Origin of the sequence: Streptomyces longispororuber (genome assembly GCF_024448165.1) — a bacterium.
GTDB lineage: Bacteria > Actinomycetota > Actinomycetes > Streptomycetales > Streptomycetaceae > Streptomyces > Streptomyces longispororuber_A.
The window spans coordinates 1-11,300 of record NZ_JAMOLN010000273.1; the positions used below are offsets into that span (position 1 = coordinate 1).

The following is an 11,300-nucleotide window of genomic DNA, read 5'->3' on the forward strand; positions in this document are numbered from 1 at the left end:
CGCACTCCGCCGTGGAACCGGCTGGCCGTACTGGGCGACAGCGTCACCGCCGGCGTGATGGATCCCCTCCCCGGCTACCGCCACCGCTCCTTCGCCGACCGCTTCACCGACGCCCTGGCCGCCACCCGCCCCGGCCTCACCGCGGTCAACCTGGCCACGCCCCACCTCCTCATCGACGAGATCCGCGACCAACAGCTGCGCCCCGCCCTGGACTTCGCCCCGGACGTCGTCATGGTGAGCGCGGGCGGCAACGACGCCTTCCGCGCCTTCGACCCGGCGACGCTGCGGGCGAAACTGGCCTCGCTCCTCACGCCCCTGGCCAAGCGCGGCGCCTTCCTCATCACCATCGGCCTGTTCGACCTCCCCCGGTCAGGACTCGTCCCGCCGGAGCACGCCGACACCGCGGCCCGGCGCTTCGACGAACTCGACCACATCACCGCGGACCTGACCCACACGCTCGGCGGCATCCACATCGACACCCACCACCACCCCCTCGCCGCGGACCCGGCCATCTACGCCGCCGACCGCATCCACGCCAACGCCCGCGGCCACGCGGTGGCCTTCGCCGCCATCGCGACCACCCTGGCGGGCCAGGCCCAACAACGCTGAGACGGCTGGACGAGCGGACACCGGAGGTCGGCGATCATGGCTACCGACGCCGCGCCCGGGCGGTCGCTACGGCCGGGTGAAGGTCATGTGGGTAACGCCGCTGGGAGCCGTCACGGACTCGACCTTGAAACGCTCCTCCAGCCCTTCGAGCCCGTCCCACAGGCGTTCGCCACGACCCAGGACGATCGGTACGACGGCGATGTGCAGTTGATCCACGAGGTCTTCGGCGAGGAACTCGCGGACCGTGGTGGGCCCGCCACCGATCCGCACGTCCAAGTCGCCCGCGGCCTCGCGCGCCTGACGGAGTGCCTCCTGTGGCGTGGCATCGATGAAGTGGAATGTGGTGCCGCCCTCCATCTCCACCGAGGGGCGAGGGTGGTGAGTCAGGATGAACACCGGCGTGTGGAACGGTGGATTGGACCCCCACCAGCCCTTCCAGTCTTCGTTCTCCCACGGCCCCCGGTCGGCGCTGAACTTGTTGCGGCCCATGATCTCCGCCCCGATGCCGACATCCCAGGTACCGGCGATGGCGTCATCGACACCCACCCTCCCGTCCGACTTGCCCAGCATGTGCTGAAAGGTCCGGGTCGGGAAGAACCACTCGTGAAGCCGCGATCCGGCGTGGCCGAACGGAGCGTCGAGACTCTGCCCCTCACCAGTGGCGAATCCGTCGATGGAGATCGAGAAGTTGTGGACCCTCACGAGGGACATTGCACCGACTCCTGCCGTCAAGGCGATGTGATGGCGATCCGCGATCAAAAGCCGTGAATGAGCCTAGACACGGTGATGGCAGGTCGCAATCACGGGAGGGGCGTTCGAGACGAACCTCGGTCCGGATGTGCGAACAACGAGGCCGTGGAAGCGCTCGGCGATCACTGGAGTCCTGTCGTCCTGCGCGACGAGGTGTGTCACAGACCGGGCTGCCTTCCGGTCTTAGACGGGGGCGGGGCGATGTGATCCATCGCGCCGTCGACCTTTTCGGTCAACGCTTCCAGAGGAGAACACACATGAGCAACGTCAGCATCGAGCGCTCTCACGCGCTGGGCTTCGACGAACTGGTCCCGTCACGCTACGCGCTGCGGGTAGGCGACATCGACGTGACGCTGATCAGCGACGGGGTGCTGCCCATCGCCCCCGTGACGTTAGCCACCAACGCCGCCCAGGCCGACCTGTCGGCCTGGCTCAGGGACATGTTCCTGCCGCAGGAGTTGCTCGACTGGCCGCTGAACGTGGCCGTGGTGCGCAGCGGTGACCGGACCGTTCTGATCGATTCCGGGCTGGGGACGGAGTTCCCGGGCTTCCCGCGGGCAGGGCAGCTGGCCCTGCGGCTGGACGCGGCGGGCATCGATCCCGCGTCCGTGACCGACGTGGTGCTCACCCACTTGCACATGGATCACATCGGCGGGCTGCTCGTCGACGGTTTGCGGGGCCGTCTCCGCACCGACCTGCGGGTCCATCTGGCGGCGGCCGAGGCCGAGTTCTGGGAAGCGCCCGACTTCTCCCGCACCGACATGCCGGGGCCAGTGCCTGAGGTGCTGCGCACGACCGCCACACGATTCCTGGACGTGTACCGCGGCCAGTTGCAGGCGTTCGAGACGGAGTACGAGGTCGCGCCGGGCGTACGGATCTGTCGCACCGGCGGGCACACCCCCGGTCACAGCATCATCCGGCTGGAGTCCGGCGGCGACCGGTTGATGTTCGTCGGCGATGCCGTGTTCCAGTGCGGGTTCGACAAGCCCGACTGGCACAACGGCTTCGACCACGACCCCGAGGAATCCACCCGCGTCCGGTTGCGTCTGCTGAACGAACTGGTGGCGACCGGCGGGCAGCTGGTGGCCTCCCACCTGCCGTTCCCGTCCGTCTGTCACGTGGCGGCAGCCGGGAACTCCTTCCGTTTCGTGCCGGCCGTCTGGAACTACTGACCGCTCCTCTGGGGCCGGCGGATGGGCAGTGTGAGAGACCGGGCCCTCTCAGGGGCCCGGACTTCCGCCATGGACCCTGACGAGTTCAGAATCGGCCCGGGCATCCGCGGTCCACTCAACGCCTCTCGCCCCCGACGCTCGTGACCGGGCTCCGCGTGCGTCGTCACCGTGCCCGCACCCCTGCGCACGGTGGCGACGCGACGCGGGTTCAAGGCGGCCCGCTGGTCAGGGTGTGACGATGGGGAAGTCCGGGTCTCCGGGGTCGAGGACGGCGGTGATGCCGGTGTTCAAGTCGATGGTGCGACCGGCCTCGACGTAGCGCCGGTAGGCGTCCTCGCCCACGGCCTGGCGGGTCTGACGCTCACAGACGTGGTGGGCCGCCACCACCGCGGGAATCCCCGCCTGGGGCCGGCCGAGCGTCTCCCACAGCTGCGCGGCCAGTCCCAGCAGCCAGGCGGCGTCCCGGCACCGCCCTGCCGCGGTGGCGGCACGGGCGAGCGACTCCAGGGCCATGCCGGTGCCCACGCCGTCGCTCAGCCGGTGCTTGACCCGCAGCGCGGCCCTGGCGTGTTCGTGCGCTTCCTGGAACCGGCCGAGGGCCATCTCGGCCTGGGAGCGGACGAAGTCTCCCCAGGCGCGCATGCTGTGCTCGCCGTTCTGGTCACAGGCAGCACTCAGCTCGTCCAGCCAGGCGACGGCTTCCTCGAAGCGCCCTTCGGTGACAAGTGTGTGGGAACCGAAGACCAGGGCCGCCAGGGGAATCAAGGTGAGCGGCCGTTCACGCCAGTCCGTGTCCAGCTGCGCCTGCGCCCGCGCCAGCACCTGCCCGCGGTCGCCGCGCATCACCGACACGCGCAGCTCGGTGGCAGCCGCGTATCGCCTCTCGGTGTCGCCGAAGTGCGCGGCCAAGGCGGTGCACTCGATGGCCCGCTCCTCCAGGGCCTCGAGATCGCCGAGATAGACCAGCACCGGACCCGAGACGTACAGGGCCTTGACCCGGGCCGGGGAGGGATCGGTGTCGGCGGCCAGGGCTCGGTCCAGGTAGTACCGCCCCTCCTTCAGCAACCCGCAGCCATACCAGAAGAACCACAGCGCGGCCGCCATCTCCAGGCCGCTGTGGCCCTCGGAGTCCGTCAAGCTGTACTCAAGTGCGGCGCGGAGGTTGTCGTGCTCGGCGGTCATCCGGTCGTACCAGGCGAACTGGTCGGGCCCGATCCAGGCGGCGTCGCCTTCGCGGGCCAGGGCCAGGTAGTGGTCGCGGTGGCGGCGGCGCAGCGTGTCGTCCTCGCCCAGATCGCGTAGCCAGTGGGCGCCGTACTCGCGGATGGTGTCCAGCATCCGGTAGCGCTCGGAGTCTCCGGTGGGCTGCCAGGTCAGGATCGACTTCTCCGTCAGTGTCTCCAGTACGCCGGGGATCTGCCGGGCGGGGAGATGGTCGTCGGCGCAGATCCGCGTGACCGTCTCGACGTCGAAAGCTCCGGCGAAGACCGACAACCGGGCCCACAGGAGCCGTTCGGCGGGACTGCACAACTGGTGGCTCCAGCCGATCGCCGTGCGCAGGGCGCGGTGCCAGGGCGGATCAGCATCGGTGGCGATACCGTCCGTGTCTCCCAGGACGGCGAAGCGGTCGCCGAGACGGGCCGTGAGTTCAGGGACCGACAGGTCTCCCAGACGGGCGGCCGCCAGTTCGATCGCCAGAGGCAAGCCGTCCAACCGCCGACACAGCCGGACCAGTCCCGCACGGTCGGCATCGGTGACCGTGAATCCGGGCACCGCTTCCGCGGCGCGCTGGGTCAACAGGACCACTGCGTCGGCCGTGTCCGGCGAAGCATCATCGGTCTCGGGCACCGGCAACGGCTCGACCCTCAGGACCTGTTCGCCGTGCGCGTTCAGGACACGACGGCTGGTGGCCAGGACGCGCAAGCCGGGCGCGGCCGTCAGCAGGGCTTCGGTGACGAGTGCGCAGTCCTCCGTCAGGTGCTCGCAGGTGTCGAGGACCAGCAGCAGTTCCCGGGCGGCCAGGTACTCCGCCAGCACCTCGATCATCGGACGGGTGGTCTGATCGGCCAGCGGCAGGGTTTCGGCGATGACGTGCGCCAGCAGGGCACCTTGCCGGCGCAGCGGCGAGAGCTCCACCAGCCACGCCCCGTCGCGGAAGCGGGGCTGGAGCGCGGCGGCGGCGGTCAGCGCCACCCGGGTCTTCCCGACGCCGCCGACACCGGTCAACGTCACCAGCCGCGTCTGGTCACCGAGCGATGGGCCGACCAACATCCGCTCGATCTCCGCCACTTCCGCATGGCGATCGACCGTCGGCGTCCGGTGCTCGGTCAGGTTCCCCACCCGCCGCTCCTCGCGCGGTCCTCCGCGCCGCCCCGTCGCCTCCACAACGATCCCCTCCTCGGCCCGGCCGCACGCCCCACTGCGTGCTCCGAGGACGGCAGCCTGCACCAAGGCGGCACGCTGCGTGGCCGACATCGGCAAACTGCCCGTTCGGGCCGCATCGCCGGTCATGACGGTCCACAAGAGATCGCTGGAGTTCAGGTGATGCTCCCTTGGGCACCCGTGCGACGCCCCCGCCCGGGAAGGCGGCCCACCACTGACGGGGACGTACCAGTGCGCCTCCGCGCCCCGCGCCGGGGCCTCCGCTTCGTAGAACTCCCCCGCCTACCGGCGTCCCGACAGGAGGCGGGGGACCTTTCGGCGGCGACCCATCACAGGGGACGCCAGGTTGTTGACCCATGAGCGCTCGGCCGCGATCAGTCGCCCCTTCGCGGCGGCCAAGCCGCTCAACGCCTTGCCGACCTCCTCCAACCCGGCGCTCACCGCCTTCTCCGTCTGAGCGCGCTTCCGGGCTCCGCAGGCAAGGAACTCATCGATCTCGAGTTCGTCCCACCCGTCCTCCACCAGTGCTGCACGGGCCCGTGCCGGGTCAGGAGCCTGACGGCCTTCCGCCAAGGCGACTTCCTGCTCCGCGTGAAGGCGCAGCACCTCGTCCAGCACGTCCCTGCTGTGGCGTCGTCCGAGGAACCCGGTCCTTTCCAGCGTGTCGTCGTCCCGCGCAGCATTCGAGCGAAGGGAGAACAGAACGCTGACGTGCGACGGGGTCTGTGTTTCGAGCTGGGCGCGGGCTACAGCGCGGACCAACTCGTTCATCTCGTCAGCGATCGCCAGAATGTCCGACGGCTCGGGAGCAGTTCTCTGCACGAGTTCGTAGGCCGCCTGGAACTCCCGCCGCGCAGCCGGGAGATCGGCTGGGCCGCTTCTCTGGATCTTGCCGATGACACCGAGCAGATCCCCGATGGCCTCGAACTGCCGGGTCGAAGCGGAGGTGCGCACCGAGGTCATCGTCGTGAGCAGGACACCGCGGTAGGCGGCGACCGAAGTCACCACCGCACCGGCCACGACGAACAGGGGCCCCACTTCGGAGAGGTTCACCATGGGGCGATGGTGGCCCTCCCGAATCCGTACCCACCACCGATTTGAGCCGAAACAGAGCTATGCCGGTGACAGGGCCGCCCTGCCGCTCGCGTCAGCGGCCCAGTTCAGCGCGAGCAGGGAGGCAGGGGCGAGCGATTCAGGCGTCCAGCCGGCGCGCTGCGAGCCAAGTGACGATCTCGGGGTCGTGGTGGTCGAAGAACAGGGAGCTGTCGGTGTCGAGGGTGGCGATCCGGGCCATCTGCTCGTCGGTGAGCTGGAAGTCGAGAACGTCCATGTTCTCGGCCATGCGCTCGGCGCGCACGGACTTGGGGATGGCGATGACGCCGCGCTGCGTGAGCCAGCGCAGGACGACCTGAGCCACGGACTTGGCGTGGGCCTTCCCGATCTCGGCAAGCAGCGGGTTCGTGAACAGGTCGTTCCTGCCCTCGGCGAAGCCGCCCCAGGACTGGATCTGCACGCCGTGCTCGCGCATGAGGGCCTGGTAGTCCGTGCGCTGGAAGAAGGGGTGGGTCTCGATCTGGTTGACGGCCGGGGTGATCTCGTTGTTGACGATCAGGTCGATCAGGCGGTCGGGGTAGAAGTTGGCGACGCCGATCGCCCTGGCCACGCCCTCGCGGTTGAGGGCTTCCATCGCCCGCCACTGACCGTAGACATCGCCGAAAGGCTGGTGCATCAGGTACAGGTCGAGGTGGTCAAGGCCCAGCTTGTTCAGGGACGTCTCAAAGGCGCGCTGGGTGTTGTCCTGGGCGGGAGCGTCCTGGACCCACAGTTTGGTGGTGACGAAGAGGTCCTGGCGCGGGATGCCACTTGACCTGATGGCGCGGCCGACGGCTTCTTCGTTGCCGTAGGCGGCGGCGGTGTCGAGCAGGCGGTAGCCGGTGGCCAGGGCGTCGGAGACGGCGCGCTCGGTGTCCTCGGCGGGGATCTGGTAGACGCCGAAGCCGAGGAGCGGCATCTCGACACCGTTGTTCAAGGTCACGTACTGCATGAAGGAAGTCCTCCGTGGTGCGGGCGAGTTGCGAGTCAGGGACGGACAAGGGCCTTGAGGACCTGGCGGTCGGCCATCGCCCGGTAGGCGTCCGGGGTCTGATCGAGGGGAAAGGTCCGGTCGAAGACCCGCCCGGGGGCGATGGTGCCGTCGAGCACATCGGGCAGCAGCTGCTCGATGTAGGCGCGGGCGGGGCTGGCACCACCGGTCAGAGTGATGTTGCGCATGAAGACGGCCGGGCCGACGGGTCCCTGCTCGTACTGGGGGACGCCGAGGCGGCTGATGGTGCCGCCGTCCAAGACCGCGCCGAGCGCGGTGTCCAGTGCCGGGCGGGTGCCGACCGCCTCGATCACCTTGTCGACGCCTCCGGTCAGCTCTCGAATGCGGGCGATCCCCTCCTCACCCCGCTGGGCGACCACGTCCGTGGCGCCGAAACGGCGGCCCAGGGTGGTACGGGTCTCGTGCCGCCCGGCGAGCACGATCCGGTCGGCTCCGAGCCGCCTTGCGGCGATCACAGCGCACAGGCCGACCGCACCGTCCCCGACCACGAGCACGGCGTCGCCGCGGCCGACGCCGGCGGTGACGGCGCCGTGGTGGCCGGTGGTCATCACGTCGGACAGCGCCAGCAGCGACGGCAGCAGCGCGGAGTCCGCGGCCACCGGCAGCTTCACCAGGGTTCCGTCGGCGTACGGGACCCGGACGGCCTCGCCCTGGCCGCCGTCCACGCCGTCGAAGCCGTACCGGCCACCGTTGCGGCAGGAGATGTGCAGGCCCTTGGCGCAGTAGTCGCAGGTGTTGTCGCTGTAGGTGAACGGGGCGACGACCAGATCACCGGCCTTCAGGTCGCCTACGTCCGCGCCGGTGTCCTCGACGACGCCGAGGAACTCGTGGCCCATGGGGCGGCCGGTGTCGGTGGCGGGCATCGCGGCGTAGGGCCACAGGTCGCTGCCGCACACGCAGGCGGCGAGTGTGCGCACCACGGCGTCGGTCGGCTGGACGATCTTGGGGTCGGGCCGGTCCTCGACTCGGACGTCGCCGGCTCCGTACATCACTGCTGCACGCATGAGAGGTGCTACTCCAAACGGGGGTCGTGGGGGTGCCTGGCGGGTGTCAGCGTTCGAGCATGCGGGCCTGAGCCTCGTTGTGAGTGGCACCGGCGGCGGGCGGCAGGCCGGAGAGCCGGTCAAGCTGCTCGTCGGTGAGAGTGACGGCGTCGGCGGCGGTGTTCTCCTCGACCCGGGCCACCCGCTTGGTGCCGGGGATCGGGGCTATGTCGTCGCCCTGGGCGAGCAGCCAGGCCAGCGCCACCTGACCGGGGGTGGCACCGACCTCATCGGCCAGGGCCTTGACCTCGTCGGCGAGCGTCAGGTTGTGCTGGAAGTTCTCACCGGTGAAGCGGGGGTTGCCCCGGCGGAAGTCGTTCTCGTCGAACTGGTCGGTGGAACGCACGGTGCCGGTCAGGACACCGCGGCCCAGGGGAGAGAACGGCACCAGACCGATGTTCAGCTCCCGCAGGACGGGCAGCACGCGCTCCTCGATCCCGCGAGTGAACAGCGAGTACTCGGACTGGACGGCGGTGACGGGCTGAACGGCGTGGGCGCGGCGGACGGTGTCCGGGCCCGCCTCCGAGAGGCCGAAGGCACGCACCTTGCCTTCGACGATCAGCTCGGCGACAGCGCCTGCCGTCTCCTCGATCGGCGTGTTCGGGTCGACGCGGTGCTGGTAGTACAGGTCGATGTGGTCGGTGCCCAGCCTCTTCAGGGAGCCCTCGACCGCGGTGCGGATGTTGGCCGGGCCGGAGTCCAGGTTCCATGCGCCGTCGCCGCCGTGGGAGACCAGACCGAACTTGGTGGCCAGCACCACCTGGTCGCGGCGCCCCTTCAGGGCCCGGCCCAGCAGCTCCTCGTTGATGTAGGGGCCGTAGATCTCGGCGGTGTCGATGAGCGTGACGCCCAGCTCCAGGGCCCGGTGCACGGTCCGGATCGACTCCGCGTCATCGGTGCCCGAGCCGGTGTAGCCGTGGGACATGCCCATCGCACCCAGCCCGATCCGGGAAACCTCCAGGTCACGCAGTTTGATGTACCGCATTTCGCCTTCTCCGGTCAGTAGCGTTGCCCGTCCTCTCACTCTCACCCGGCCCGGCAGGTCATGCCGTGCGGTGTGGGGCGACTGCGAGAGGCCGGCGTCTTCGTCATTCACCTTCGCGCGGATTGCGCCCCTGTGGCAGGGCGGGCTCTTCAGGGGTAATGACAGGGCCCCCCTCGACCCTGCGCGCCGGGCGCGATACCGGCGAGACTGGAGTCATGGCATCGACGAGTGCGCACAGCGAGGGCGCCGAGCTGGGCCGCTTCCTACGCGCCCGCCGCACCCAGACCAGCCCTGAACACGTCGGCCTCACCGTGGGCACCGGCATCCGCCGCACCCCTGGTCTGCGCCGCGAAGAACTGGCCACTCTCGCCGGGATCAGCATCGACTACTACGTACGTCTCGAGCGCGGCAAGGAGACCCGCCCCAGTCCGGCCGTCCTCGACTCGCTCGCCCGCGCCCTGGCCATGGACGACCAGGAGCACCAGCACCTGCGCGAGCTCGCCGCCCGCGCCGCCCGCTACGTCTCCGAGCCCCCGCCCTCGCCCAGCCGCAAGGTGCGCCCCCACCTCAAGCTTCTGCTGGAGTCACTGCGCCCGAACCCCGCGTACCTCATCAGCCGCAGTATGGACATGCTCGCCTGGAACCCCGGCGGCCTCGCCTTGTACGCGGGACTGGAGGACTGGCCGGCCAAGCACCGCAACCTCGCCCGTTACCTCTTCCTGCACCCTGCCGCCCGCGACCTCTTCCCCGACTGGGACCGCCAGATCACCGCCTGTGTCGCCCGCCTGCGCGCCATCGCCGGCACCGCACCGGACGCCCCCGACCTCACCAACCTCGTCGGCGAACTCCTCCTCAAAAGCCCTGACTTCGCGGGCCTGTGGGAACGCTACGAGGTCACGGGCCGCAAGCCCGCACTCAAGACGTTCCACCACCCGCACGTCGGAACCCTCACCCTCACCTCACAGTCACTGCACGTCGAAGGCACCCCCGGCCAGCGCCTCGGCGTCTACACCGCCGAACCCGGCAGCCCCGACCAGGACGCCCTGCTCCTGCTCGACATGTCCGCGCCGTCCACTGCGACGCCCCGCACGACACCCCACCGGAATTGACTGCTGCCCCGGCATGGTCACCGGATCTGAGCCTGCGCCTCTGCCGACCGGCGACCGGCTCGAAGACCATGCCCTTGCGGCCAGCAGCCACACCACGATCACAGTCCCGGGAGAACCTGGGTGAAGAAGGAGCGATCCCCCGCGAACGTCGGCTCCAAGTGCCCGAACTCCTCGGCCGTTACCCAGCGGGCCTCGCTGACCTCTCCCGGGTCGAGCGTGAGCTCTCCGCCGGACACGCGGCGGTCCACCGATGCAGTACGTAGCCGCCGTCGCCGCTCGGGCTCTCCCAGACCTTGTCGACAGGAGTCACGCGTAGCCCGACCTCCTCGTCCACTTCGCGAACCAGCGTGTCCTGTTGCTCCTCACCCGGCTCGATCGGGCCACTCAGCGGGCGCGTCGAGGCGGGACACGGACGCCATGGCATTCACGTCATGCCCGCTTGTGCCGCGTCGCCCGGACGATCGCGACGGTCAGGGGGCAGCGGTGATCAGGATCCACGGCCTGTCGTCGCGGGTGTGAGACGCGACCCTCGGCCGAGGGGATTCCGGGTCCAGGCTGCGCGTGCCGCCCGCCGCCCCGGGCCGCGGGTCTCCGCGGTCCGGGGCGGGTCCGGGTGTCAGGCGGACGTGCAGGTGGTGCCGTTGAGGGTGAACGTCGTCGGGGGCGGGTTGGCGGCGGAGGCCGTGGCGGTGAAGCCGAGCGTTGCGGTGCCGCCCACGGGGATCGTCGCGGTGTAGGACGCGGCGGCGACCGTCACGTCGGTGCCGTGCTGGGTCGGAGTGCCGCCCCACATGTTGCTGATGGCCTGACCGTCCGGGAAGGCGAAGCCGAGGGTCCATCCGGTGACCGTGGCCGTACCCGTGTTGCGCAGGACGATCTCCCCCTGGAAGCCGCCCGGCCAGGAGTTGACGACGCGATAGCCGACGGTGCATGCCGCCCCCGGGGTACCGGTGTCCTTCTCGGTCGTGACGGTGACCGTGGCCGAGCGCGCGGAGCGGTTGCCCGCCGCGTCCTTGGCGTAGACGGCGAAGGTGTAGGCGGTGACGGGTTTCAGTGATTCGACGGTGACCTTGGTGCTCGTGGTGGCGGCGACGGTGGTCTCGGTGGTGCCGTCGACGCGGACCACGTCGTATCCGGTGACGCCCA

At 69.9% G+C, this 11,300-nt stretch carries 12 protein-coding genes; 3 read left to right on the forward strand and 9 right to left on the reverse strand.

The window, feature by feature from the left end:
• The coding region (locus M4J07_RS43060; protein ID WP_255981860.1) for an SGNH/GDSL hydrolase family protein at positions 1–609 on the forward strand (609 nt) is incomplete at its 5' end.
• Between the two features lie 66 nt (positions 610–675).
• Here M4J07_RS43060 and M4J07_RS43065 read toward each other — a convergent pair.
• Positions 676–1,320, reverse strand: coding sequence for a dihydrofolate reductase family protein (locus tag M4J07_RS43065; RefSeq protein ID WP_255981861.1), 645 nt, complete (start codon positions 1,318–1,320; stop codon positions 676–678).
• Positions 1,321–1,616: 296 nt separating this feature from the next.
• Here M4J07_RS43065 and M4J07_RS43070 point away from each other — a divergent pair, with 296 nt between their 5' ends.
• On the forward strand, positions 1,617–2,531 hold the full coding sequence (locus tag M4J07_RS43070) for an MBL fold metallo-hydrolase (protein ID WP_255981863.1): 915 nt from the start codon (positions 1,617–1,619) through the stop codon (positions 2,529–2,531).
• Between the two features lie 225 nt (positions 2,532–2,756).
• Here the strand turns inward: M4J07_RS43070 and M4J07_RS43075 are convergent, their stop codons facing one another.
• The 5 genes from M4J07_RS43075 to M4J07_RS43095 all read right to left on the reverse strand — a co-directional run bounded on the left by M4J07_RS43075 (position 2,757) and on the right by M4J07_RS43095 (position 9,045).
• Entirely contained in the window at positions 2,757–4,871 is a 2,115-nt protein-coding gene (locus M4J07_RS43075; RefSeq protein ID WP_255981865.1) for an ATP-binding protein, read from the reverse strand.
• A gap of 324 nt (positions 4,872–5,195) precedes the next feature.
• Positions 5,196–5,969: a hypothetical protein gene (locus M4J07_RS43080; protein ID WP_255981867.1), complete on the reverse strand. Its 774-nt coding sequence runs from the start codon at positions 5,967–5,969 to the stop codon at positions 5,196–5,198.
• Positions 5,970–6,105: 136 nt separating this feature from the next.
• Positions 6,106–6,957: an aldo/keto reductase gene (locus tag M4J07_RS43085; RefSeq protein WP_255981869.1), complete on the reverse strand. Its 852-nt coding sequence runs from the start codon at positions 6,955–6,957 to the stop codon at positions 6,106–6,108.
• A gap of 35 nt (positions 6,958–6,992) precedes the next feature.
• Entirely contained in the window at positions 6,993–8,021 is a 1,029-nt protein-coding gene (locus tag M4J07_RS43090) for a zinc-binding dehydrogenase (protein ID WP_255981871.1), read from the reverse strand.
• Between the two features lie 46 nt (positions 8,022–8,067).
• Positions 8,068–9,045: an aldo/keto reductase gene (locus M4J07_RS43095; protein ID WP_255981873.1), complete on the reverse strand. Its 978-nt coding sequence runs from the start codon at positions 9,043–9,045 to the stop codon at positions 8,068–8,070.
• Positions 9,046–9,260: 215 nt separating this feature from the next.
• On the opposite strand from M4J07_RS43095, the gene M4J07_RS43100 reads away from it, so the two are divergent.
• Positions 9,261–10,154 carry a helix-turn-helix transcriptional regulator gene (locus M4J07_RS43100; RefSeq protein ID WP_255981875.1) on the forward strand — a complete coding sequence of 298 codons (894 nt, stop codon included), beginning with the start codon at positions 9,261–9,263 and terminating at the stop codon, positions 10,152–10,154.
• A gap of 98 nt (positions 10,155–10,252) precedes the next feature.
• Here M4J07_RS43100 and M4J07_RS43105 read toward each other — a convergent pair whose 3' ends face one another.
• From M4J07_RS43105 to M4J07_RS43115, 3 genes are all read right to left on the reverse strand, one after another.
• Positions 10,253–10,390, reverse strand: coding sequence for a hypothetical protein (locus M4J07_RS43105; protein WP_255981881.1), 138 nt, complete (start codon positions 10,388–10,390; stop codon positions 10,253–10,255).
• On the reverse strand, positions 10,333–10,578 hold the full coding sequence (locus M4J07_RS43110) for an NUDIX domain-containing protein (protein ID WP_255981877.1): 246 nt from the start codon (positions 10,576–10,578) through the stop codon (positions 10,333–10,335). The genes M4J07_RS43105 and M4J07_RS43110 overlap by 58 nt, the downstream gene beginning before the upstream one ends.
• A 192-nt stretch (positions 10,579–10,770) precedes the next feature.
• Positions 10,771–11,300, reverse strand: a 530-nt coding sequence (locus M4J07_RS43115; RefSeq protein ID WP_255981879.1) for a cellulose binding domain-containing protein, incomplete at its 5' end; no start/stop codon positions are given.